Raw genomic sequence first — 26,895 nt, 5'->3', positions numbered from 1 at the left:
ACAAAGGGGATTGATTGTAATGAAATTAACAAAAAAACATGTAGAAATTGCATTCATTTGGTTTTTAGCATCTTTGTTTTGTTTACAAGTTTCTTATGCTCTTCATACCTCTACTGCAATTATAATTGGATGGGTGCTAACAGGAGTGTTTTTTATCATTAGTCTTTTTGTAATTAAAATAAAGTGAAACTTTAATCAGTGGGGATTTTCTTCATCCCCCACTGATTATTAGTTGAACCAATCGGGCTTTTACGGGCAGTTTATCTCCCACCTAACTTCTTTGCTCTCGCCGAATTTTGAGGTGGGAGTATTACTGCCCGTTAATGCGGGATAAAACTAGCAAAAGCCAAATAACAAAAAGCTCAACCTTTCTAGAAAAGGGTGAGCTTTTCATCTATATATACTTAATTACTTATTTTCCTGCTCTACTGGCTTGCTGAAAAAGTCATTTAATAGCCGCTCGTACAATTTCGTATTCTTCGGTATGTTGTACAATTCTCTATTCCCGTCAAGTTTCATTTGCAAGGCTCCTGTTTCAGTGTTTAGCCATAGACGATAGTCCCCAACCTGATACAAGTGTTTGCTGTTTTCCATATCATTCTCTCCCTATCTAAAATAGATCCCCTCTATCAAACTACTCCTCCGAAACATCCAGCAAATAGATTCCTCTTTCAAACCCACCGCGCTCTTCTTCTTTTTGCTTACGAAGACGTTCAATATCTTCCAATGTTGCACCTTCTGCACGCGCTAGTGAGATAATAATTTCTAGTGCATCCGCAAGTGAATCTAATGCGTGTTCTCGCTCTTTCATTGAAGCGAATTCACGGATTTCTTCTGTTCCGATTTTCGCTAATGCTTCTATGTATGCTTGACCTGTTAATTTTTTCGACGTATATGTTTTTCCAGACATTAAAATCTTTTCTGGAACACGATCTCTAACTAGCTTGTTATAAGTTGACATAGCCTCTCTGTCGCTCCTCTCATTCCTTACAATTTACCTAATTCTGCATTGTACATAAACCATACCTTCTTTACGTACGCGCTTCCCAAGTCTCGCCCTTTTTCCTTCGCATATGGACTAGGGAAATAATATACATCATAATCCTCTTGCTTCTCTCCATATATCACTCGCAGTGATTCTGGTATCGCTTCTTGATATGGATTCGGCCTCTTTTGAATTTCTCCCTGAAAAGCAATAGTAGGATGTCCCGAAAGAAAAATCGCCGTTCGGACTGCCAAATACGGAGTGCTATGCAACGTAATGTACATAACAAATAAAAGTATAATCACAGTAACCCTTTTTCTCATCTATATCTCCCAATAAAAAAGTGCTAACACAATTATACTAAAATGTGTTAACACTTTCTTCCCTTTTATTCTCCTTTAAACGCTGGCGGACGCTTTTCTAAAAATGCAGCAATTCCCTCTCTATGATCAGCCGTTTTTCTCATTGCGTATTGTCCACGTTTTTCTAGTTGCAGTGTTTGTTCTAAATTTGAACGATTGACTTCACATAAAATTTGTTTCGTCTGAATCATTGCTTTAATTGGTTTTTGAAGCCATTCATTAATTTTTTGTTTCACAGCACCTTGGAAGTTTTCTCCGATAACTTCGTCAATTAATCCAAGTTCTAGCGCTTCTGTTGAAGATAACTTTTTACCTTCCCAAATGATTTGTTTTGCCATATTTTCACCGAGGCGTTTTTGTAAGAAGAAATGCCCTCCGCCGTCTGGTATTAAAGCGATTCCAATAAAGTTCATCGCAATGATCGATGAAATGTCTGCCAATACATAATCAGCTGTTAGAGCGATACTTAAGCCAAGTCCTGCAGTCGGGCCATGAATAGCGCTAATCACAAGCTTCGGCATCGTATATAATGTAACAACTATTTCAGAAATGGTATTCATGATACTTTCAAACTTGCTTTCATCATTACTGGAAAGCATAGATTTAATATCTCCACCCGCAGAAAAACCGCGTCCATTTCCGCATAGTACGACAATATGAACGGAGCTCTCAGCTACTTCTTTCAGTTTTGCTAACAATTCTTTGAGCGTAGGTTCATCTAATGCATTTAATACTTCTGGGCGATTCATCATAATCGTTGCTACTCGTCCTTCATATTTCACAACTACTGACTCTGCTTTACTTTTTACTTCCATTATATATCCCTCTTTCTTCCCTAAAGATTATACTTATATAATTAAAGAAAAGAGGTAGAAAACCCTTCTTTTTTCGTAATTTTCTGTCTAATTTAGCCGAAAATTTAGGAATCTTACCATTATCATGTAAAAAAGAAACTGAATTAAAACATATTTTTCGCATATCTGCTTCTATTTACCGTTATAATAAAATGGTGTATTCTTATTTTGATGTATGAACATTATCATGTAAAAATGAAGAAATGGAGGAAACCATGGTTAACAAGTTGAACCAGACGAATAACTACTTCCCACATTTCCTGTTACTATTCATTGTGTTGCAACCAATTTTAGATTTATTAACATCTTTTTCTATCTACACATTACACATGAGTGCGACAGTCGGAATTGTAGTAAGATTTGCCTTTATGACTCTCGCTCTAGCATATCTACTTTTCAATTGGAAACAACCTGGTAATAAGAAATACGTTATATACATATTCTTACTAGGCGTAACGATAGCAGCTAGTTTCATAAACAATATGTTCGTGAAGTCTCCTTTTTATATAGGAGAAGAAATTAAATTTATCGCAAAAAGTATATACCCAATCTGTTTATTATTCGGATATATACTCGCATTCAAAGCTTTGAAAGATTTACAATACTCTTACCATAAGTTAATGACATATTTCTTATATACAACATTAATTTTAAGTATGGTTATGTTTGTCTCGATTGTATCTGATACGGATTTCCAAAGCTATCCGCATTCAAAACTCGGTTCTAGAGGATGGTTCTTTGCTGGAAATGAATTAAGTTCCATTTTCGCAATTACGTTCCCGGTGGTTGTACTTTACTCTATACATAAAACGACGTCGTTTTCAAAAGTATACTACTGGATTCCAACAATTTTTGCGATGTACGCGAGCATTATGGTTGGAACGAAGGTTGGTTACGGGGCAATTGTGATTACACTAGGCGTTGCGCTTCTGTTCTCTTTTATTGAATATATGATGAATCGTAAAAAAGAAGGGAAGGGTTTCGCGAAACTTGTAAATACAGTCGTTGCTCTCGTTGTACTAGGGGGTTTAATTGTCGTAACACCACTTACCCCTATTGCGAAAAATATGGGCATTCACTTACAGATGTATGAGTATAAGAAATCAGTAAGAGACGATGAAGCAAGAAAACAAGGAAAAGTCGTTAAAGAAGATCCTGAAGACGCAAAAAGAGAAGCGGAAGGAAAGCTAACCGCTGGAGAAATGAACAGTTTAATTTATAGTGACCGTGATAGATTTTTAAAAGTATATAAAAAATCTTATAAAGAAGCTCCAATGTCACAAAAGTTACTCGGTATGGGCTATGCAGGAAACTATAAAGATAAAGATAAAATTAAACTAGTTGAAATGGACTTCCATGACTTATTCTTCTCCTTTGGAATAATTGGTTTTCTGGTGTATTTGTTACCATTTCTCTACTTTGGAATTCGATTACTCATTCGTGTCATTACAAATTTCAAATCAATTCTAACTGTAAAATATATGCTGCTTGCTAGCGCATTAGCGCTATCACTCGGCATCGGCTTTACGGCTGGACATGTATTAACTGCACCGGCTGTTAGTATTTTCTTTGTTGTCATATTAGCTTATCTCATTGTTGATTTGAAAGCAGACTAAAAAGCAACATCCGGGAATCCGGATGTTGCTTTTTTAATGTTGAACAGATGCATAAATATTTTGCAATACATCATCTATATTCTCTTTCGTTATAACGATACCAAAGTCTTTCGGAATTGCATGATCTTCTTGTTTTACAACTTTATGTGCAATCATTTTTCCAATCTCCGGCCTAAAATGATGCCCATCCATATAGTTGTCCAAATTCGTTGTAACAGAATTCACATACATGAAATGATGTACTTCTCCAAATACATCTACCGCATCATGAAGCCACCTTTTGTAATCATTCCATCTTCCTTCTTTTATCATCGTTTGGAACAATGGCTCTGAAACTGGTGTTGTAAAAATATAAAATTTTGTATTCGGATTATGAGCCTTTACATTCTCTAATATTTCTTTCATATTTTGATATTCATAATTCCCGCCGTATATTTCCTTGCTAAACTTATCAACTTGCGCTTTAACTTGCGCATCTCTTTCTTCTTTCGTATACTCACGCATTTTCTTTATATTGTCTCGATTATAACGATCTACATCTGTACCACCATGAGTAGACCTCTCAATTGTATTCCGGGAATACGTAATCTCATCCATGCTCACATATGATTTTATCGGATATAACCAGCTTCGTGCATTATTAATATACACTTCCGGTTTATCGAAAGCTATCTCACGGTTTTTGTTTGTCCCAAGAAAATCTAAGCCCAGCACAATAGATGACAAACTACCTCCCTTTTTTTCTTTTGCATACTCAATATACGCATCATATTCACGAGGATCCATACTACTTACTGCATAGTTAAATGCGTGTAGTCCAACAAAATCATTTTCATTTATAAATGTCGTTCGACTACTCCCTAATATGACACCATCGTAATGAAAAGGCCGATGCGATATATAATTTGTTTTCTGCTGTCTTTCATTAAAACCAAACTGAACATCATTCCACTTATTTTTATGAGGAAATATCCAAAGGGAATCTATATAACTATTAAATAGTCCTACACCTGTAAGCGGAATAAACACACATACGAAAACGATGATAAGCCAATGTTTGTTTTTCATATTCTCCACCTAGAAATTAAAATATAAAAACTCACTAATACTTGTTAAATGTAGTACACTGTACACGAGTAATGCCGCTGTAAATAAGGCCGTCCATACATTCGGACGGAATGTATCCTTTAATTGAATGGAGTTTTTGAAGAAGAAACTAATACATAGTGCTCCTAAAATGTAAGCAACCATTTTGGAATCTAATAATGCCATATGATAATTTTCAGTAAATGAAACACCGTATGGGATTAAAAATTGTAGTTTCTGTAATAGAACCGCTGGAAATACACTGTTCGCAAATTCAAATCCGTTCAATCCAAGCATTCCTTTTAACACTTTAATCGCATTATGCCAAGATGTCGCACGGAAAAATACCCATGCCGTATTAATAAATAGAAACGTGATGAGCCAACCAGCCCATGCCGGCATACGTCCCCCCGCTTTACGCCATAAGCGATGAATAACTGAAGCAACGCCGTGCAAGAATCCCCAAAATATAAATGTCCAACCAGCCCCATGCCAAAGTCCACTTATTAAAAATACAATCATGATATTTACATATACGCGAATCGTCCCTTTTCGATTTCCACCGAGTGAAATATACACATATTTCGTTAAAAACTGACTAAGTGTCATATGCCAACGATGCCAAAACTCTTGGATATTCACTGCTTTATATGGCGAATTAAAGTTTTGTGGTAATGTAATATTAAACATTAAAGCAATCCCAATTGCCATATCAGAGTATCCGGAAAAGTCAAAATACAACTGAAATGTATATGCCAAAGATGAAATCCATGCCTCCACAAATGTTAACGATGGTTGTACATCAAATCCTTCATGTACAAGTGGAGATAAAACATCCGCAATTCCTACTTTCTTGAAAATCCCCATTCCAAAGACAAATATTCCAAGAACAATATACTTTGATTGCCAGCGTTTGTTACTATTATCCGCAAACTGCGGCATAATTTGAGCATGATGAACAATTGGCCCTGCGATAAGCTGCGGGAAAAATGTTACAAACAATGCATAATCAAGAAAATGACACGCTTCCGTCTCCCCGCGATATGTATCTACTAAAAAGGCAATCTTTTGAAACGTATAAAAACTAATTGCAAGCGGTAACATTAATGATAATAACGTAAAATGTGTTCCAAATAACTCATTCACATTTTGCACAAAAAAGTCGTAATACTTAAAATAACTAAGCATTCCAATATTAAATACTAATCCGATTGTTAATAGGAATTTACTCTTATGACGGACGAGCCGTATACCAATATAGTAATTCACAACTAAAGACACTAACATAAGAGGTAAATATTTCACATTCCAATAACTATAAAAGAACAACGAAGCAGCAACAAGCCATGCTTTTGCACCTGTTACATACCCTAGTTTATTTAATAGAAAATATACGAAAAATGCTATCGGTAAAAATAAAAAAATAAACTCAAATGAGTTAAATAACACTCCATCTCTTCCCTTCTAAACAGATCGCACTTCATCATCTTATCGTATCCAAATAGTGGGTGTCAAAGGTATTCCGATTCCTTCCATTATATTCTATCAATGCGGATTTTCTATTCTCCCAGTTACCTTCAGCTTCTAAAAATAAAGATTTTAAACCTTCCAAACTATCAAGAATATTTACGGGTCATGGGACTAAAAAAGGCTTAACCTCTTCTATGCATGAGTGGATCCTCTCCCCCATCTAAAAATTTTATATGTATATACTTTCCTTCCAATAAAGTGAAACTTTAATCAGTGGGGGTTTTCTTCATCCCCCACTGATTATTAGCCCTCACCAATCGGGCTTTTACGGGCAGTTGATCCCCCACCTATCTTCCTCGTTTCTCTCTGAATCTTGAGGTGGGGGTCTTACTGCCCGTTAATGCGGGATAAAAATTTTGCGTTCCTATTATTGAATTTTTTCATCCATAAATACACGATTCAGAAAAAGATTATATAATAGATATGTTGTGTCACGAGAGAGTATAAACAATTTGAAAGACGAATACACCATCTAGCAACTGGGGGATTATTACAATTATTTAGATAGGGATACATTTTCGCAAAAAGTGAGGAGAGTCTTTTGGTATTTAGTAGTTCCGTTTTTTTATTTATCTTTTTACCTATTGTATTATTTTTTTATTTTATCGTACCAACAAAGTTACGTAACTTTGTACTACTAACATCTAGTTTAATTTTCTATGCATGGGGAGAACCACGTTTTGTATTGTTAATGCTCTTTTCCATCGTATTAAACTATGTATTTGGCTTACTTGTACATTACTATGATACACGTAAAAATATGAAATTTACGTTTTTAATTATGGCTGTTATCGGCAATATATTGCTTCTTTCATATTTTAAATACATTACGTTTTTCATTGATATTTTAAATCAAACATTGCACCTATCGCTTCATGTAGAGCCGATTCCGTTACCAATCGGAATTTCATTCTATACATTCCAAGCAATGTCTTATGTTATTGATATTTATCGTAAAGATGGCGACGTACAAAAGAATCCGCTGAACTTAGCACTCTATATTTCGATTTTCCCGCAGCTGATTGCTGGACCAATCGTCCGCTATAATATCGTTGCGGAACAAATTAAGAAGCGTGTTCATTCTTTTGAACGTTTTGCAGAAGGAATTCAAATTTTTATTATCGGACTTGCTAAAAAAATATTAATTGCGAACCAAGTTGGATTTGTGGCAGACAAAATTTTCGCTATGCCTCCTTCTGAACTTAGCGTCGGTACAGCTTGGATTGGAATTATTGCCTATACGCTTCAAATTTACTTTGATTTCTCAGGTTACTCGGACATGGCGATTGGTTTAGGAAAAATATTTGGATTTGATTTTCCACGTAACTTCCATTATCCATACATCGCAAAATCGGTTTCTGAATTTTGGAGAAGATGGCATATTACACTTGGATCATGGTTTCGCGATTATGTCTATATTCCGCTCGGTGGAAATCGCGTCTCAAAACTAGCTAACTACCGAAATTTATTTATCGTTTGGGGACTCACAGGTTTATGGCACGGAGCAAGCTGGACCTTTATTGCCTGGGGGTTGTACTACGGACTATTGATTTCACTAGAAAAAGCAGGCTTAGAAAAAGTATTAAGTAAATTATGGTGGCCACTGCAACATATGTATGTACTCATCATCGTTATGATTGGCTGGGTCTTTTTCCGTGCCGATAACTTTGCGTACTCTTTTAACTACTTAAAAGCCCTGTTCGGTTTGCAGCAGCAACCGCTCATAGACGCAAATACAACGCTTTATATACACGAATACGGCGCTATATTTATCATCGCCTTTTTAGCAGCAACACCAATTATAAATTGGATCAAACACGTGATAGAACTTTCACAGAAAGTACATGTCGTTACTATTCAATTTGTACGTCCATTATTGTTACTGGCATTATTTATGATTTCAATTATGTACCTTGTCAATGCAACATATAATCCATTTATTTATTTCAGATTCTAACCCGATAAGGAAGGAAAAGCATTATGAAAAAAATAGGAAATATACTTCTATGCATCGGTTTTCTCTCCATTATCTTTTCGTTTGGTATACTTTCTTACCTAAAAACAGATCGGACGGTTTCAGCTGTTGAAAATCGTCCTCTTGCTCAAAAACCTGATTTAACAATGCAAGCCGTTAAATCAGGAAGCTTTTTCAAAGATTTCGAAACATATACAAACGATCAATTAATCGGAAGAGATGAGCTCATTAAAGACTATACACTTGCTCAAATTTCTATGAACAAGTCGCTCATTAACGATATTATCTTAACCAATGATCAATGGTTATTAAAAAACCCAGCATGGTCACCAAAATATACTGAAATTGATCAATCTATGCCTGCGGTAGAAGAACTGTCGCGATTTCTAAAAGAACAAAACATTGAGTTTTACTTTGCTTTACCACCATCAAAAACAAATGCATTATCATTTAAGTTACCTTCTCATATTCAAACATATGCGAAGGAAAATTTAGATTACTTTCTCAAAAAACTACCAGCAAGCGTAACACCAATTAAAATGATGGAATATTTCGAGCAAAACTATACGCAAAAAGAAATACAAAATATGTACTTTAAAACCGACCATCACTGGAATATGGACGGTGCCTTTCAAGGTTATCAATATATTATGAATACAATTAACCAAGAATCTTCTATATATAAAGGAAAAGAAGTAAAAGCGGAAGATTATACACGAACATGTGCAAAAAACAAACATCTCATTGGCAGCTTTAACAATCAATTGTATCAACTCATTGACGCAACTGGAGAAAAACTTTGTCATTACACACCGAAAGACGGATTTCATTTTACAAGCGTAACTGCTAAAGACCCAACCGGTGCAGTCTACCATTCGTTAGATGAAATATACGGTGTAGATAAGCAAAAAGACACGACGTCGTATGCAGGATATTACGCAAGCGATTATCAAGAAATTGTTTTTGAAAATAATAAAGCACCTAATGATGTTCACGCACTCATTTTAAAAGATTCATTTGCAAATGCGATTGCACCGCACCTTGCTCAAAATTTCAAACGAACATCAATCCTTGACTTGCGTCACTATCATGAAAAAGATATATACCAATATATTAAAGACAATCACATCAACATGGTATTGTTTGTGTATAGTGATTCTATTTTACATGGCGAAATGTATAAATTTAAAAAGTAAGAATGCAAGAAACCCTTTCAAAAAATACGAAAGGGTTTCTTTTTATATAAAGTGAAACTTTAATCAGTGGGGGTTTTCTTCATTCCCCACTGATTATTAGCCCTCACCAATCGGGCTTTTACGAGCAGTTGATCCCCCACCTATCTTCCTCGTTTCTCTCTGAATCTTGAGGTGGGGGTCTTACTGCCCGTTAATGCGGGATAAATCCATTTTGATTTTCCAACATATAAATCGCGGCTATGGAAACAAAAGCGAATCTCCACTCGTTTGCTCACTTTGTTTTAACATGGCATGGGACAGGAAAAGGACCTGACCGCTTCTATGCATGGCCGGATGCTCTTTCCCACTTAAAGAGAAAGGTTTTATGTCGATTTTTCAATTTGTCTTTATATAATCAGAAAGAAGCCCCGTGTAAATAATTTACACGAGGCTTCTTGTTATAAACCTATAATCGACTTATAGATTTTTGTTGTTAAGAACGTTAACTGTTACAGCTTTTGAACCGTACTCAGTTGTTGGTTGGTTTTTATCTTTTAATACTTTGAAGACAATTGTACCTTTATCAGTGTATTGAGTCGTTAAAGTATTATAGATATCACTGCTGAAGTTATTAAACTTAGAATCGCTTGTTGCAGAAGCAGTTACATAACCAAGTGATACATCACCTTGATCGAATCCAGCGTTTGCGTTTCTATCAAGGTAAACTTTACCTTGTTCTGCTCCAGCTTTCACAACGCGTACTTTATGTTGTGATTCTTTCGTTAAGTTGATGCCATTAACAATATCATCAGCATCACTTGCTGTTAAATCTAATACAGTGTTGATGTTAATTTTCTTATTCACGAAGTTTTCTACTTCTACAGGCTTGAAGTTAACAGAATCGATAGCAATTGTTTCTTGAACAACTTCGATTGTTGCTTTTCCAGCTGTTGCACCATCCTTAGTTAAGTGTACATCCACTTTACCTGGTTTTTTAGCTGTTACGATAAATGATTTTTTATCTTGGCTAAATGCAACTGTTGCTACATCTTCATTTTTAGATTCTACTTCATAACCAGTTAAATCTTCTGCATCAGAGTATACGCGCTCTGAAGTGTATTTAGATAATTGGTATGCAACTGTATTTGAAACATTTAGGTCAACTGTAGTGTTTGGTGATGCACCGTAGTTACCATAGTTTGAAACAAGTTCTAAGTTTTTGAAGCCAACGTTACCTTCTTTAACATTTACGTATAGTGATCCTAATGTGTCACCATTCGCATTTTGGAAGTGAATTGTGCCTTCGCCAACTTTGTTACCTGTAATAGATACAGTTTTCTTACCAACTGAACCTTCATCAGTTGTTACAACGTCTAATTGGCTAACAACATCTGTTTTTGGAAGAATTTCTTTAATTACACTAGAGTTTGCACCAAATGGATCGCCGTATTGGTCAGTTGTTACAAATGTTACAGGTAATGCTTTATCTTGAACAACTTGTAATTTATCTGGATTTGCTTTTACGCTTGCAAGTTTACGAGAATCCGTTGTTACAGTGAAGTCGAATGTTTTTGTTACATCGCCCACTTTAACTGTAATTGTTGCTTTACCAGCTGCTTCAGCTGTAATGTAGTTGTTTACAACAGAGATAATTCCAGGATTTGAAGATTTTACTTCAACTGAAAGTGGGTCAACAACTTTGTCTTCACCAGCAATTGTCGCAACAACGCTTTGAAGCGATGCTTTCTCACCAGCAACTAATGTTTTGCTGTTTAGTGCGAAGTCTTTTCCTGTAAGTCCATTACCGTAGACGACACCATTTTTATCAGCATCTACTGCAAATACAACATTTTTAATTGCAGTAGCTTGTGCATCAAGGTTTTTCACTTTCACGATGCCAGTGTTAGAAACTGTTAAGCCGCCTTTTTTCGTAACTTGTACTTCTACTTTGTAACTACCGTGTGGAATATTCACACCAAGTTTACCAGTAGTTGAAGTAGCGTTTCCACCTTCAAAGATGTATGCTGGTGTACCGTCTAATTTGTTTGCAACAAATTTAACGTCATGACCAGCTAAGTTTAAGTACTCAACATCAGCGTTACCTTTTTCGTCATTTAATTTGAAGACAACTGCTTGATTAGCGCGATCGTCATCAAATGTAAGTTCTTCTACAGCTAATTTCTTAACTTCGTATACGAATTTCACTTTAAATGATTGATCTTTTACTTTTACAGTAAGATCTTTGTTTGGAGCTACTTTACCGCCAAGTGTTACAACTGCAGATGTACCGTCTGTAGTTGCTTCAATTCCAGTCGCTTTGTCTCCTTCAAGAGTTACATCGCTAGCTGAAAGGTTATTTAAACCAGTACCTGTTAATGTTAATTTTGTAGGTTCAGAAACAGTCACGCTTTGTACGTTTGCCTTGCTGTTATCTGGTTTTGCATATTTGCTATCAGTTAGTGCAAGGAATTGAGCAGCTTCTGCACGAGTTACAGATTTATTTGGCTCCCAACCATTAGGAGTACCTTTAGAGATACCTAGGTTGATTAAGATATTAGCTTTTTCTTCTCCCCAATGTCCTCTAATGTCATCAAAAGTTGTAACTAATGGGCCGTTTACTTTCTCTTTTAAGCTATAAGCATTTACAAGCATTGATGCGAAAGAAGCACGGTCAATTTTTCCTCCTGGGTAGAAGTTTTCTTTACCGTCACCTTTAATAATGCCAGCTTTTTCTACAGCTGCAATATATTTTGAAGCCCAATGATTTTTAGAATCTTTGAAAGATGGTTGGGCATTTTCGTCAACTGGTAAATCTAAAAGTAACGCGAAAACTGTTGCTGCAGATGCACGATCAATTGTTTGAGTAGGACCAAATGTACCATCTGGTAAACCAGTAATAGCGCCTTTACCTACTAAATAATCAATAGATTCAGCAGCCCAGTGATTTGATGGTACGTCTGGGAACGATTTGCCTGCTGCTGCAACCGGAGATACAACTCCTGCTACCATTGCTGCTGTCATTGTACCTGCGATTAATTTTTTGTAAGAATTATTCTTTGCCATCCTGTTATTTCCCCCTTTAGGAATATACACTAGTTTCATAATATGTAGTTTGAAAACTAGTTACTCACAAACTATCAAGCCGTAAACCCAAGAAAACAAATAGGAATGCTCATATTAATGAACAAGTTTAATATGGAACAAAATAACTATTATAGTAATAAAAGTATTTTTTACCATATTGTTGAAACATGTTCATAATACTACATTCATTTGTTTTGTTACAAGCGTTTTATCAAAAGAAAATTCGACAGATTCTTATGATTCTGTTAATTGAATACGTTTTTTTAACATTTTTTTACTTTAATTTAGGGATATATTAACATTTTATCTTCACAATGGAAATTATAGCATAAAAAACCTTTATGAATTCCAACTGATTTTCTACAATACATGTAATTTTCAGACTAGTTTTGACATTCTTTCTTTGCTTTCGACATAATTTTCCATTTTTTACGGTTTACACCGAAAAATATTTTAAGTTTACACAAAATTTACATTGTAACCAAAATGAAAAACAGGTAGTTACAACTACCTGTTTTTAGTGGTTTACATATTCAACATTTTCTTTGGCAATATACGCATCTGCTACGGAAGGGTCATCTGAAATGACTTTTATCCATGCTTGTCCATTTCTAATTTCTTCACCAATAACCGTTATAACTGCACCTTGGCGAACTTGATAAAGTTTGCTACCATCAGTACTTGGCAGTCGTTTTACTTCTGCATTTTTTACGATGCGTGCAAGTTTATATTTATTATAATCTTTCTTACCTAAAGAAGAATCAAAACGGGACATATGCCCAGCTACTTTCGCTCCCCAATATTGATCGGAGGCATACTTCGAGTTAATGCCAAATGCTTTATTCCCTGTATATGCCGCATCATAACGCCAGTGCGACGGATTTAAATATCCTTCATTCATATACACTTTCGCTACATATTCGATACAATCTTCTTTACTATTAAACTGTAACCCGTTACCAAACGGATTATCATCTGTTGCTCGTAATCCGAATAAATTATTCTTTTCCCTCGCTAATTCACTTGTTCCATAATTACTCTCATGTATTGCTAAAGCATATAAGAATAGAGCATTTACATGATATTTACTTTCAACTTCTTTAAATTTCGCTCCTAAACCAATCAATGAAGAATCGGGTTTTATTGATTTTACATATTGATCAAGTTCTTCTGCTGTATAGCTCGTTTTACTTCTTAACGATAGATAATTGAAATATTGGTAGAATGTTTCATTCCCAAAAGTCTTACCGTCTACACTATACATTTGCTCGCCAGGCTTCATAAATGATGGTGCTTTTCCGTATCTATAATCTATGTAACTAGGGGTAGCAGAATAGTAGGAATAATATTTATGATATAAGTAACCATCTGATTTCACATAATAATAAGATGGCTTCATCGTTCCAGTAGGATATAATGTAACTTCATTTTTCTTTACATAATAGCCATTATAATCAGAGGTTTGTACTTTTATCCAATCCCCCTCAACTTGCAATACTTTAAATTCAGTACCGTACTGGAAATAATTCACATAAGCTTTACTGCTATTATATAAACTAATCGTATTTCCCTCTATCTTCTTCGCTACTGCAAATCCATCTTTGATCCAGACAAACTCGCCTTTATGCTTTACAGCCGTTACACCTGTATTTTGTGCCTGCTTTACTGCTTCAGCATAAGATTGATAACGCCCAGCTTCACGCTCTTCACCATTTTGATTTACATTTGTAAGTATGAATGCTTCATTTGTATCTGTCACTTTCCCATTTTCAATCACTTGCATCATGCGGTTAATAAATGCCGCCGCTGTTCCTCTTGTCGCAGGAAGACTTGGGCGGAATGTGTGATCCTCATATCCTGCAATGATTCCTGCACCTACGACAAATTGAACAAATTCTGGATACATAATTTGTTCTTTATCTACAAATGTTAACGGTGCTAATGGCACTTTAATATTTTTGTAGACTAATGCATTTTTTACCATAATTGCCATTTCTTCACGAGTTACATTCGCATCTGGATCAAATGTATTATCTCCGCGACCATGAATAATTTTTGCACCAGCCGCTTTGCTTACTCCATCATATAAAATGTATGTTGCTGGTACGTCATCGAAATGTGAATCAGCTTTCGGAAGTTGTAATGCTCTTGCCAAAAACGCCGCAAATTCTGCTCTCGTCACATTTTTATCTGGTAAATATGTATCATTTCCATATCCGGCCATCACACCTTTATCAATTAAAACACGTATGTCCCTCTCAAAGAAATGGCCCGTTATATCATCTGTTGCTGCATAACTAGATATCGGATAGCTAAGTAGCGATCCTACCAATCCGAAAGTAATCATATGTTTTGAAACTCGCTTCACTGTTATCCTCCTCTTTCTTATAAACTATCAAACTCATATATCTATTGACTTATAAATTATATACTAACTACATTCTCAAAATAAACGAAAATCGAAACGCTATATATTGCTATAACGTTTGCGAAACGACATTCATTTGTGAATAAAAAAAGAGGATGCCCTCTAAGAGTTGGCTTTCACCTTTCTTTTCGGGCATTCTCTTTCTTTTAAATTCTGAATAATATGTTTAGATGCTTTTGAAATTTGCACACGCAGTTCGATTACTCGTTGCTCTAATGCAAACTTCACAGCTTCTTTTTGATGCAATTGTTTTGCTGCCATGTTATATAAGGTTTCTTCGCTCCAATCTCCATCAACACTACCGATAATCGGTTGATTTACTTGCTGTAAGAAGGAGTCTATCTTTGGATCATATGAAATACCAATCATCGGTGTGTTTGCTACTGCAGATAAAATAAGAGCATGAAGCCTCATCCCAATTAGAAGAGAGCACTCCGATAAAATCGCTATTTTTTCATGAACGTCCATTTTATATGGGAGCATATGTGCCTCTGTTCCCATCAAATTAATAATATCTCGTGATGCACTTTGATCAAATGGTCCATGCATAGGTACAAATAAAATATCATACCCTTCTTGCTTAAACTTTTTCAACGTTTCAGCTAATTTTCTCATATAGTCTTCCTTGGCATCCCAGTACCGTACGCTAACTGCAATTACTTTCCCTTGCACAGAATGCTTTTGCAACCAGTTTGATTTCACATCACAATTACAAGCTAGTACTGGATCTGGAACAACTTCAACATCTTTCTTTATACCGATTTCTTTTAAATATAAAAAAGAGTCTTCGTCACGTACAGATATATATTGCGCTTTCGATACATGCCATTTTACTAATAGGCGGTTCTGCCTCTTTGTAATCGGACCAATTCCTTGTGCATAAATATAATATGGTTTCTTCAGAAAGCGCGCCAGACGCATTATACCCGTATAATAAAAAATACTTTTAATACTAGTCTTATCTTGAAGAAGACTTCCGCCCCCACTGATCAACCCATCACTCTTTTTTATCTCTTTATAAATCGCTCTTATATCCCAGCGGTTTACTGCTTCGACACCGTACATTTTCTTTGTATAGTCAGGGTCATTTGAAAGTACAACAAGTTCAAGGTTAGGCTCCTCATCATGCAATGCTTTAATAATTGATTGCAAAATTGCTTCGTCCCCAACATTATAAAAACCATAATATCCTGATAAAACTAACCGCACGCTTAATCTCCTCCAACATTTCGCAATCAACTTACAAATTGCCAACAATCTCTCATTACAAGAGATTGGGTAACTTACAACTTTTCTCTCTATAACATAAAAGAATTGAAATACTTCTCTATAATAAATCCGTTCCAATTTACTGCTACGCTATCACTTACATTACTATTTCCATTGCATATTCCTTACTTTCACTTTATTTACGCAAAAATGGAATTCGCTCTCTTGATATCCAGTTTAATTTCAGCGCACAAATCATATATAAAAGTGATACAACACTTAATGCAATGAAACTATACAGCAATGCGATAAAACGCGAAGTTGTTACATTTATTATAGTAGCTAATTCATACAATCCTATTCCAAATATACAAGATATAATGATTACGGATAAAAATCCCCCAATTTTTATCGAATAAGTAAGATACTTTCTAATATAGGCGTAATTTATAGTGCAAATCATTATATATATGATAAGCGTGCTGTATGCCGCCCCATCTATTCCAAACTTTCCAACGAGTACAAGGTTTAACAATCCCTTCACAACGCTTGCCCCAATGACAATCCATGCAGCCTGCATAGAACGATTGATGCCTTGTAAAATGCCTATTGATAGTACCATAAAAGAGGTGAAATACGAACTTCCAATTATAACAGCTAACATGCCGCTTCCTTTTGCATCTGTAAACAAACCAATATTGAGTGGTACTGTTAATGCAATAAGCCATACTGTCATTGGCGTTGTTATAACGTGCGCAAGTTTATTTGTTTGCTGCACCGCCTCTTTCGCTAATTTCATATCTTTCTTTGTTAAAGCAGATGTTAATAACGGGATTAGTGGAAATACAATCGCACTAGAAAATACAACAATTAATTGTGTAAATGCAAAGCCGCGACTATAAATACCGTACTGCGTTTGAATCGTACTTGCAGTTCCATCAAGCGCATGTGGAATCGTTACAGAATCAATCAAATTTAACAGCGGCATTGATAATGCTCCAATAGCAATTGGAATCGATACACTGAGTATCTTTTTTCCATCTCTTTTTAAATCTTGAAGTGAATACGTTATTTTCTTATAATAATACGAGCTTTTTATATATTTCACTCTTAAATAAATGAGCGAACTAATAACTCCTAGAAAAGAACCCACCATCGCTCCACCAGTTATAACACTGCTACTTTTATTCCAAGTCACAAATAGATAGGCAATTGTCAGCATAAAGAATACGCGAACAAATTGTTCAATTACTTGTGAAACTCCAGTTGGAACCATGTCACCAAACCCTTGAAAATACCCACGATATACTGCCATATACGGAGCAATTAGAAGTGCAAATGATGTAATAACTAATGCTAATCTTGTCTCTTGTCCCCCCAGCATCTCTGCGATTGAACTTGAGCATAGTAAAATAATCACACAGCCTAACGCTCCAAATATAACACCTATAATAGAAGCAGACTTAAATAATTTAGCGATTCCTTCTCGATCATTTTGTTCATTACGTTCTGCGATTAACTTTGATATTGCAAGAGGCACTCCTGCTACTGATAAAGTTAGGGCTATCATATACACAGGAAAAACGAGCCTGAAAATACCAAGCACCTCATCTCCTGCGATATTTTGCAAAGGAATTTGAAAGAAGCTTCCTAACAGTTTCGATAGAAAGGTTGTAATCGTTAAAATGGCTGCCCCTTTTACAAATTTTTTATTCATATTTCTTCTCTTTTCTTTCTATACGTATATTCTAAATTCATGTAGAACCATATTGGAATCTGAAATATATTTTATTCCTTCTTCGTATATATTCACAAAAACTATCTATCCATCTTGATTTGCAGGCATATACATCACCGCCATAGAAACAAAAGCGGATTTCCATTCGTTTTATCTCTTTATTTTAATATGACATGGGGCTAACAAAGACCCTGACCATAGCTCTAGATCCTCTCTCTAACCTAAAAAAGAGGGTATGCCGGTTTCACTATATATCCATCTCGACTTTCCAACATATAAATCGCGGCTATAAAAACAAAAACAGATCTCCACTCGTTCTCTCCTTCTGGTTTCACACGGCATGGAACTAAAAAATGCTCTGACCGCTTCTATCCATGGCTGGATCCTCTCTCCAACCCAAAAAGAAATGTTTTATGCCATTTTTTCATTATCTCATTAAATTATCATAACAAATTTATTATATATTGAATACTCTCTTTCTTTTTTATACATCAAAAATAAAAAATCAATTTAAAAGTGCAATATTTACATTTAATGATGTTAATTACCATATTTTTCTTCTATTTACTACTTCTACTTATTCCTTAGGAACATGTGCTATAATGAAGCTATTGTCAGTAAGAGGGGTGTAATAGCATGCTGAATTCGTTCAAAAAAATATTAGGGGATTCACAAAAACGTAAGCTAAAAAAATATGAACTACTTGTTGATGAAATTAATGCACTTGAACCGCAAATAGAAGCACTATCTGACGAGGCATTACGCCAAAAAACTACTAGTTTCAAAGAGATGCTTCAAAATGGGAAAACAATTGATGATATAAAAGTAGAAGCATTTGCCATCGTTCGTGAAGCAGCGAAGCGTGTGCTCGGATTACGCCATTATGACGTACAACTTATTGGTGGACTTGTATTATTAGAGGGAAATATTGCAGAAATGCCTACGGGAGAAGGTAAAACACTTGTCTCTTCCTTGCCATCTTATGTACGTGCTCTAGAAGGAAAAGGTGTGCACGTTATTACAGTGAATGACTACTTAGCAAAACGTGATAAAGAACTAATCGGCCAAGTCCATGAATTTCTCGGCTTACAAGTCGGATTAAATATTCCAGATATTGAGCCTATCCAAAAGAAACGTTCCTATGAGGCTGATATTACATACGGCATCGGAACAGAATTTGGCTTTGATTATCTAAGAGATAATATGGAAGCTTCATCATCCTCACAAGTACAGCGCCCTTATCATTTCGCAATTATTGATGAAATTGATAGTGTCTTAATTGATGAAGCAAAAACACCTCTAATTATCGCCGGCAAAAAATCCAGCAGTTCTGGATTACATTATTTATGTGCGAAAGTAATTAAGTCGTTTCAAGACACTGTTCACTATACGTACGATGCAGAGACGAAATCATCTAGCTTTACAGATGAAGGTATTACAAAAATTGAAGATTTATTTGATATTGATAACTTATATGACATTGAGCATCAAACTTTATATCACTATATGATTCAATCATTACGTGCACATGTTACGTTCCAACGTGATGTTGACTATATCGTACATGATAACAAAATTATGCTCGTTGATATTTTTACAGGCCGCGTGATGGATGGCCGTTCATTAAGTGATGGTTTACACCAAGCAATTGAAGCGAAAGAAGGTTTGGAAATCACCGAAGAAAACCAAACATATGCATCCATTACAATCCAAAATTTCTTCCGTATGTACCCTGCCCTATCTGGAATGACAGGCACAGCAAAAACGGAAGAAAAAGAGTTTAATCGTGTATACGGAATGGATGTTATACCGATTCCAACGAACCGCCCTGTCATCCGTGAAGATTTAAAAGACCTAGTCTATATGACTACTGATCATAAATATACAGCAGTACGTGAAGAAGTTATAAAGCGACATACAAAAGGACAACCAATTTTAATTGGAACGATGTCCATCTTGCAGTCTGAACTGGCAGCTCGTTATTTAGATGAAGCAAACTTATCCTATCAGTTACTAAATGCAAAAAGCGCAGAGCAAGAAGCCGATTTAATTGCGAAAGCTGGACAGAAAGGCCAAATTACAATCGCTACAAATATGGCTGGTCGTGGTACCGATATTTTATTAGAAGACGGTGTTCCAGAACTTGGAGGTCTACATGTTATCGGGACAGAACGTCATGAATCCCGGCGCGTTGATAACCAATTAAAAGGTCGGGCTGGTAGACAAGGTGACCCTGGTAGTTCACAATTTTTCCTTTCATTAGAAGATGATATGCTTCAGCGCTTTGCTCAGGAAGATGTGGAAAAATTAAAGAAATCATTAAAAACAGATGATAAAGGACTTATCCTTACTCCGAAAGTACATGATTTTATAAACCGTACGCAACTGCTTTGTGAGGGAAGTCATTTTTCAATTCGTGAATACAATTTAAAACTAGATGATGTGATTAATGATCAGCGAAATGTAATCTATAAACTTCGCAATCATTTCTTACATGAAGAAACAAATATGATAGAAATTACAACTCCAATGATAGAGCATACAATCGATTCGATCGGAAAAAAACATCTGCTAGAAGGTATGGTTCCAGAAGAATGGAATTTCATTGCATTAACAGAAGAATTACAATCTATTATGCCAACAGAAGAACTACCACTATTATCAGAAAACACCGTTAATTCGATCGAAGAATTAAACAATCTATTAAAAGATTCGATTTCAAGTTATCTGGATAAAGTGCGTGCACTAAATGATCATACAGAACTGCAGCAAGCATTGCGCCAAGTAGGATTACACTACATCGATCAAAACTGGGTAAATCATTTAGATGCGATGCATAATTTAAAAGAAGGCATCGGATTACGACAATATCAACAAGAAGATCCAACACGTATTTATCAAAAGGAAGGTCTCGACATTTTCTTATACACATACAGCAATTTTGAAAAAGAAATGTGCCTATATGTTGCCCGGCATTTAACCGTTCCACAAAACGTATAATGAGGTGAACTTTCATGTTATCATTCTTCAAAAAAGCAAAGAAAAAAGGAAAAGATACAGTCATTTCTGGAGATCAATTATTTGGACAAGAAGAGACAACTTCTCAGCATACAAATGTAAAACCTACATTATACTTCCATCCCTCTTGGGGAGAAGTTACAATCGAACACAAATATATCTATCAGTTTTTACATAAAGATTTACCTAGTTTAAAAGAAAATCAAATTTCTTTATCTGGAATTGACGTGGAAAAACGCGATGGTGCCTATCATGTAGCTGCTTTTCTGCGAAGCACCATTTCCAAACCGATTAACTTTGAAAAAGTTGCATTACTTCTATTTAATAATGAAGAACAATTATGTGCACGGAAAACATTTGATCTTTCTGCACTTGGTAATATACCCGCAAACACCAATATGCCATGGGTATTTCAATTTGAAGAAGAAACAATAACAGAGGCCCCCCTCTCCCAAGCAGATTGGCAATTAGCATTTGATTTAGGAGAACTACATCGATTCGAATTGGATCCAACATGGGAACAACAATTATCTAAAGAAAGCAAAGACGAACTACGAGATTTTGCAGAAGGGTTAACACCTCCTGCTGAAGACGAAATCAATTTCTTAGGGTTACAAGCAACGCATCAAGAAAATGGTGACCTGAGTGTAACAATCCTAATCCGAAATGGATTTTCCCATAGCATAGAACTTGAGCAGCTTCCTCTTCAAATTCTAGATGCTTCTGAAGAAGTTATTGCAAATGGGGCATTTACATTACCAAACCTTGAAGTAAAAGCAAATACAACAAAGCCATGGGCATTTGTATTCCCAGCCTCTTCTGTTTTAAAGAAAGAGATAGATATAACTACTTGGTCTGTGGTTGTCCCACAAGGATAATATAGTAATCTATATAAAGTGAAACTTTAATCAGTGGGGGTTTTCTTCATCCCCCACTGATTATTAGCCCTCACCAATCGGGCTTTTACGGGCAGTTGATTCCCTACCTACCTTCCTCGTTTCTCTCTGAATCTTGAGGTGGGAGTCTTACTGCCCGTTAATGCGGGATAAATCCAAATTAAAAAACTAACATCAAACCATTTTTTTAGATGGGAGAGAGCATCCGACCATGCATAGAAGCGGTCAGTGCCTTTTTTAGCCCCATGCCAAGTGAGAACAAAAGGAGCAAGCGAGTGGAGATCTTCTTTTGTTTTCATAGTCGCGACTTAGGTACTTGAAAAGCAAAATGGATATATGTTGGAAAATCAAGTTGAATATATATATTAACAAAAGAGCCTGTTTGGTAAAGTGATAGCACCTTACCAAACAGGCTCTTTTTCATATGTAAAATTTCATTTCGCTACTAAACGATCAATTTGATACTGTGCTTCTAATTTACAAAGTGATTCTTTAATTTGCACATGCTGCACCTGAAGCACTTGTAGTTGCTCATCTGTCGGTTCTTCTTGAAGTAATTGACTAATTTTTTCATTTATCCGATTTGCTAACTCTTGATGAAAACTTGGATCTTCTTTTACATCATCATTAATTTGCTTAATCCACTTTGATTTTGTATACAAATACTGTTTCCACTGTTCAACAAATTGTTGCATATCAAATTTCTCTACATCCCACTCGATTGATTTCATGTATTCTGTAAAAGAAGTAGTAATTGAACGTGTAATCCCGATCTTCACACTGTGTGGTAACTGTTTGTACATCAAACTCTCTCCTAACTTTAAAAAATAGTCCCCACTTTTATGATAGCACATCGTGTTTCAAAATATGGATATATTGCTAAAAAAATACATTCTTCTTACTATGCACTGCATACAAAAAAGCGCCTTCCTTTTCGGAATGACGCTTTACAATTCTATTGTTCTTTTACCATGTTTAACTTTTCTCTTTGCTGATCATTTGCCAAGCTGAGCAGTGTCTTTTCAATATGTGGTTGTACATGTTCAAGCGTTACACTCGCACCTATTTTCTCCGTATGATCCATAAAGTTTAATAGTGCCATCGCCCCCGAAGTATCCATATAGTGCACATGATTCAAGCGTAACGTCAAATGAGACTTCACTTCTTGTAAAGAAGAAAAAATATGATCAACAGATAAGAAGGACAGTGGTCCCTGAATCATATACGTGTCATCTTCTCCTTTTACAATAGAAGCTTCTCGTTCCTTGCATTGCACCATATATAAAAGGAAAGAAAGGATTATACCAAACGCAACCGCAATCATTAAATCAAATTTCACTGTAATCACCATTGTTAAAAGCATGACAACAACGTCACCTTTTGGCGCTACATGCATCTTTTTCATACTATCCCAATCAAACATTCCGATACCTGTTAAAATTAAAATACCTGATAGTACTGCAAGTGGAATATATTGTACAACTGCACCAAGCCCCATAATGAAAATAAATAAAATAACGCTATGCATACAAGCCGATAGTGCTGTTTTCCCGCCGCTTCTTATATTCACAATAGACCGAACCGTCGCACCTGCTCCTGCTAATCCTCCAAACAATCCACTCACAATATTCCCTAATCCTTGGCCAATCAATTCTTTATTACTTTTATGCCTTGTACCTGTTACATTATCCATCACAACGGATGTTAATAGCGAGTCAATTGACCCTAATAATGCAATACTAAGTGCTGGCAAAATAAGTTCTAGTATTGCCAGCCCACTAAAGACAGGTAAATGAGGAGAAGGCATCGCTTCTGGTATTGTTCCAATCTTTTCAATCATCTTGTTTAATGGGATCGTTCCCACAAAAGGTAATTGAATCGTAAGCCCTTGTAAAAGTTGAGAAAATAACGGCAATGTCGCCGTAACACCAACTAACGCAATTAAACTTGCCGGAATCGCTTTAATCCACTTCCCTGCGACAAGCATAACAAGTATCGTTAACAAAACAAGTAAAAAGCTATTTTTCACATGCTTCATCTCGCCTAAAATAATAATAAGTGCAATTCCATTCATAAACCCTGAAACGACAGAATATGGAATGGAATGTAACGTATATACGAACCGAGCTTACATACCCCAAATAAAATTTGAAATAGCCCAGCCATCATAAATGCAATAAAACTCGCCTCAAGCCCATGACTTGCAATAATACCTGTCGCAATCACGGTAATTGGACCGGTAGGACCCGTTACTTGCCCTGCTGTACCACCAAACAATGCTGCAAATAACCCAGCAAAAATCGCACCATACAACCCAACTAGCGCACCTTCCGACGTTCCTGTCGCCGCAATCCCGAATGCAATCGCAAGTGGCAATGCAACAATTGCTACGGTAAAACCCGCTAAACACTCTTTTGCTATTCCTTGAATCATAAAAAAATCACCTCTATTAAAAGTCCACGTTTTATTGTAACGCGAGAAATATGTATTCGTCAGTGGTTTTTAGAAGAAACTCTTTACAGTCTCGTGAAGTAACCGTATTCATGTATTCTATCTTTGGAAAGATAAGCGACTATGCTATAATGAACAGATTAAATCTTTTACTATATATTTGGAGGCATTATGCTAACTTTTGAAGAAAAATTATCGATTATCGAATCTTTCCCACAATTAGAAAGAAAGAACGTATCATTAAAACGTGTGAACTTTCACTTTGAAGAAAGCCGCTTAGATAAAAAGAACGTTGTGTATCATTTACACCCAAATGGTAACGGCTTTGTATATGCAGGCGGCATTAAAGGTTATAAAACAGACGATAAAGGCATGGTTAACATCCGTGAATTTTCAGCAGACGAACTACGCTCATTAATTCAAAAATCAATTGAACTTCTATCTCAAGAGCCAGAAGAAATCGTTGTACAAGCTGAACCTGCTAAAGAAGAAGAATGGCAGAGTGAAGAAGGACATATCCTTACTCTTATCCACGAAGATGATATGTGGAACGTGTACGCTGGCGTGAATTTAGATGGAACATTTAATTCTTATCCAGAAGCTGCAGAATACCTTGATGAAGAAGGTTTCTCGCGCAAATAATAAGAGAGTTTGTTGATATACAATAGTGAATGAAATTTTATCGGCGATTCGACAAAGGATATCGACCAACCGCCAAAGAACGACACAAAAACAAGTTAGAAAAAGCATAGCCATCTATGACTATGCTTTTTCTTTATGATTTCTGAGCGCCTTTTAAACTTTCTCTCAACACAAACTTCTGTAATTTTCCACTCGCGTTACGAGGAAGTTCATCTGCAAATATATAATGACGCGGACGTTTATAGTCAGCTAGTTCATCACTTTCTTTACAGTAACTTTCTAAATCAGCTGCTGTAATATGCTCATCTTTTTTAACTACTACCGCAACAACACGTTCCCCCCATAGCTCATCCGGTTCACCAAGTACAGCCACATCTAATACACTAGGATGACTATGCAAGAAATCTTCAACTTCACGCGGATAAATATTTACCCCACCACTAATCACCATATCGTCAACACGATCTGCTACATATAAATAACCATCCTTATCAAAATAACCTAGATCTCCCGAATGGTACCAACCTTTATACATAGACTTTGCGTTCGCTTCTGCGCGATTATGATATCCTGCCATCATAGTTGGCCCACGTGAAATAATTTCTCCCACTTCATACGGTGGCAGTACATCATCTGGTTCTGCCGGCCCCTCTTCGTTCGGCTTTACAATTCGAATTTCGTGACTAAAGCAAGGAGTTCCCGCTGAACCAGCTTTCGTAATTTGATCTTCTTCTACTAAGAATGCAATAACCGGCCCCATCTCTGTCATTCCGTAAATTTGGACAAGATCAATATGTAGACGCTCTTTACATTCTTTTACAAGTGCAGGTGCCATTGCAGCCCCACCGTATACCCCAATTTTCATCGAGCAAAGTTCATATTGTGATAAATCCTCCTGTAACAGCATATTCCACATCGTTGGCGCCGCAAAGAATGTTGTGATTTTTTCTTTTTGAATCGTATGTAAAACTGTCTTTGTATCAAATTGGTGTAAAATGATATTTTTCCCGCCAACTTGAATTCGTGGTATAATACCAGCGTTTAATTCCCCGCAATGGTACAGTGGTGCTACAACAAGCCCGATACTGTCACGGTTATATTTTAAGAAATACGTACAAATCATACTATGTTCTGCCATATCACGGTGACGGTGCAGCACCCCTTTTGGATGCCCTGTTGTACCACTTGTATAAAGCATCGAGCAATAATCTGTTTCCTCAACGACAATATCTACAGCCTCAGATGAAGCGGCATTTACTTTTTCATGATAAGATGCAGCATATGCAGGCGCATCATCTTCTATGTACCAAAAAGAACTGTTTGGGAAATCTCTTTCAACCATCGCGACTGTTTGTTCAACCGCCTTTTCAAATACAACCACTTTTGAAGACGCATCGTGGAGAATGTAAGCTACTTCTTTTGCTTTTAAACGGAAATTAATCGGATTGAAGATTGCACCGATTTTCGCGCAAGCGAGGTAAACGTTTACAAATTCACGACAGTTATATAAATAGACAGATACGGTATCTCCTTTTCTCACACCTTCTGCAAGCAAAGCATGCGCCGTTTTATTCACCTGTTCATCCCACTCTTTATATGTCCAGCGAATATTCTTTTCCGGTTCTACTAACGCTTCTTTATTCGGATACTTGCTAACCGTTAAATCAAAAATCCTCCCAATCGTCATATACATGTCAAACTATGCCCCCTTTTAACTTTCATAAATCTATCATTTCGTCTATAAGTAGACATTTCCTCTACATTTTTACCTTCTTTTTCTGATCATTCTCGACACTGTTTTACAAATATGTATTCATTTTTGATGTTCTAACATGCAAATCGTGGC

19 protein-coding genes and 1 pseudogene are annotated in these 26,895 nt (G+C 36.0%); 7 read left to right on the top strand and 13 right to left on the bottom strand.

Features of this window, described 5'->3' with window-relative positions; genetic code table 11:
* Positions 1 to 19 precede the first annotated feature (19 nt).
* Positions 20 to 187, top strand: coding sequence for a hypothetical protein (locus HRG09_RS16530; protein WP_174101999.1), 168 nt, complete (start codon positions 20 to 22; stop codon positions 185 to 187).
* 221 nt (positions 188 to 408) lie between these two features.
* On the opposite strand, the gene HRG09_RS16525 is transcribed toward HRG09_RS16530, so the two are convergent.
* From HRG09_RS16525 to HRG09_RS16510, 4 genes are all read right to left on the bottom strand, one after another.
* A complete protein-coding gene (locus tag HRG09_RS16525) occupies positions 409 to 594 on the bottom strand; it encodes a hypothetical protein (protein WP_098359332.1) in 186 nt (61 codons plus the stop codon).
* 40 nt (positions 595 to 634) lie between these two features.
* Positions 635 to 961 (bottom strand): nucleoside triphosphate pyrophosphohydrolase, encoded by a 327-nt coding sequence (locus HRG09_RS16520; RefSeq protein ID WP_174101998.1) that lies wholly within the window; start codon positions 959 to 961, stop codon positions 635 to 637.
* A 26-nt stretch (positions 962 to 987) separates the two neighbouring features.
* Complete coding sequence (locus HRG09_RS16515; RefSeq protein ID WP_174101997.1) at positions 988 to 1,308, bottom strand: hypothetical protein; 321 nt, start codon at positions 1,306 to 1,308, stop codon at positions 988 to 990.
* Between the two features lie 65 nt (positions 1,309 to 1,373).
* The gene (locus HRG09_RS16510; RefSeq protein ID WP_174101996.1) at positions 1,374 to 2,162 is read right to left on the bottom strand and encodes an enoyl-CoA hydratase; all 789 of its coding nucleotides are present in this window, start codon (positions 2,160 to 2,162) and stop codon (positions 1,374 to 1,376) included.
* A gap of 254 nt (positions 2,163 to 2,416) precedes the next feature.
* Between HRG09_RS16510 and HRG09_RS16505 the strand changes: the two genes are divergently transcribed.
* Positions 2,417 to 3,817, top strand: coding sequence for an O-antigen ligase family protein (locus HRG09_RS16505; protein ID WP_174101995.1), 1,401 nt, complete (start codon positions 2,417 to 2,419; stop codon positions 3,815 to 3,817).
* Between the two features lie 33 nt (positions 3,818 to 3,850).
* On the opposite strand, the gene HRG09_RS16500 is transcribed toward HRG09_RS16505, so the two are convergent.
* Positions 3,851 to 4,885: a hypothetical protein gene (locus HRG09_RS16500; protein ID WP_174101994.1), complete on the bottom strand. Its 1,035-nt coding sequence runs from the start codon at positions 4,883 to 4,885 to the stop codon at positions 3,851 to 3,853.
* A 9-nt stretch (positions 4,886 to 4,894) separates the two neighbouring features.
* Positions 4,895 to 6,352: an MBOAT family O-acyltransferase gene (locus tag HRG09_RS16495; RefSeq protein WP_174101993.1), complete on the bottom strand. Its 1,458-nt coding sequence runs from the start codon at positions 6,350 to 6,352 to the stop codon at positions 4,895 to 4,897.
* A gap of 622 nt (positions 6,353 to 6,974) precedes the next feature.
* On the opposite strand from HRG09_RS16495, the gene HRG09_RS16490 reads away from it, so the two are divergent.
* Together HRG09_RS16490 and patB1 are read left to right on the top strand one after the other, a co-directional pair.
* Complete coding sequence (locus HRG09_RS16490) at positions 6,975 to 8,390, top strand: MBOAT family O-acyltransferase (RefSeq protein ID WP_174101992.1); 1,416 nt, start codon at positions 6,975 to 6,977, stop codon at positions 8,388 to 8,390.
* Positions 8,391 to 8,413: 23 nt separating this feature from the next.
* Entirely contained in the window at positions 8,414 to 9,604 is a 1,191-nt protein-coding gene (gene patB1 / locus HRG09_RS16485; RefSeq protein ID WP_174101991.1) for a secondary cell wall polysaccharide O-acetyltransferase PatB1, read from the top strand.
* 456 nt (positions 9,605 to 10,060) lie between these two features.
* Here the strand turns inward: patB1 and HRG09_RS16480 are convergent, their stop codons facing one another.
* From HRG09_RS16480 to HRG09_RS16465, 4 genes are all read right to left on the bottom strand, one after another.
* On the bottom strand, positions 10,061 to 12,646 hold the full coding sequence (locus HRG09_RS16480; RefSeq protein WP_174101990.1) for an S-layer homology domain-containing protein: 2,586 nt from the start codon (positions 12,644 to 12,646) through the stop codon (positions 10,061 to 10,063).
* 538 nt (positions 12,647 to 13,184) lie between these two features.
* On the bottom strand, positions 13,185 to 15,035 hold the full coding sequence (locus HRG09_RS16475) for an S-layer homology domain-containing protein (protein ID WP_375335765.1): 1,851 nt from the start codon (positions 15,033 to 15,035) through the stop codon (positions 13,185 to 13,187).
* A 162-nt stretch (positions 15,036 to 15,197) separates the two neighbouring features.
* On the bottom strand, positions 15,198 to 16,304 hold the full coding sequence (gene csaB / locus HRG09_RS16470) for a polysaccharide pyruvyl transferase CsaB (protein ID WP_174101989.1): 1,107 nt from the start codon (positions 16,302 to 16,304) through the stop codon (positions 15,198 to 15,200).
* 196 nt (positions 16,305 to 16,500) lie between these two features.
* Positions 16,501 to 18,021, bottom strand: a complete 1,521-nt coding sequence (locus tag HRG09_RS16465; RefSeq protein ID WP_174101988.1) for a putative polysaccharide biosynthesis protein — start codon at positions 18,019 to 18,021, stop codon at positions 16,501 to 16,503.
* Positions 18,022 to 18,678: 657 nt separating this feature from the next.
* Between HRG09_RS16465 and secA2 the strand changes: the two genes are divergently transcribed.
* A complete protein-coding gene (gene secA2, locus HRG09_RS16460; RefSeq protein ID WP_174101987.1) occupies positions 18,679 to 21,042 on the top strand; it encodes an accessory Sec system translocase SecA2 in 2,364 nt (787 codons plus the stop codon).
* Positions 21,043 to 21,056: 14 nt separating this feature from the next.
* A complete protein-coding gene (locus HRG09_RS16455; protein ID WP_174101986.1) occupies positions 21,057 to 21,938 on the top strand; it encodes an accessory Sec system S-layer assembly protein in 882 nt (293 codons plus the stop codon).
* A 452-nt stretch (positions 21,939 to 22,390) separates the two neighbouring features.
* Here the strand turns inward: HRG09_RS16455 and HRG09_RS16450 are convergent, their stop codons facing one another.
* Both HRG09_RS16450 and HRG09_RS16445 read right to left on the bottom strand, forming a co-directional pair.
* On the bottom strand, positions 22,391 to 22,759 hold the full coding sequence (locus tag HRG09_RS16450; RefSeq protein WP_174101985.1) for a hypothetical protein: 369 nt from the start codon (positions 22,757 to 22,759) through the stop codon (positions 22,391 to 22,393).
* Between the two features lie 152 nt (positions 22,760 to 22,911).
* Positions 22,912 to 24,389, bottom strand: a pseudogene (locus HRG09_RS16445) (SulP family inorganic anion transporter).
* Positions 24,390 to 24,578: 189 nt separating this feature from the next.
* Between HRG09_RS16445 and HRG09_RS16440 the strand changes: the two are divergent.
* Positions 24,579 to 25,049: a hypothetical protein gene (locus HRG09_RS16440; protein WP_174101983.1), complete on the top strand. Its 471-nt coding sequence runs from the start codon at positions 24,579 to 24,581 to the stop codon at positions 25,047 to 25,049.
* A 133-nt stretch (positions 25,050 to 25,182) separates the two neighbouring features.
* Here HRG09_RS16440 and HRG09_RS16435 read toward each other — a convergent pair whose 3' ends face one another.
* Positions 25,183 to 26,742 carry a fatty acid--CoA ligase gene (locus tag HRG09_RS16435; RefSeq protein ID WP_174101981.1) on the bottom strand — a complete coding sequence of 520 codons (1,560 nt, stop codon included), beginning with the start codon at positions 26,740 to 26,742 and terminating at the stop codon, positions 25,183 to 25,185.
* Between the last annotated feature and the right edge of the window lie 153 nt (positions 26,743 to 26,895).

Source organism: Bacillus sp. Xin1 (genome assembly GCF_013314535.1).
Lineage (GTDB): Bacteria > Bacillota > Bacilli > Bacillales > Bacillaceae_G > Bacillus_A.
This window is presented reverse-complemented; position numbering and strand designations above follow the sequence as displayed.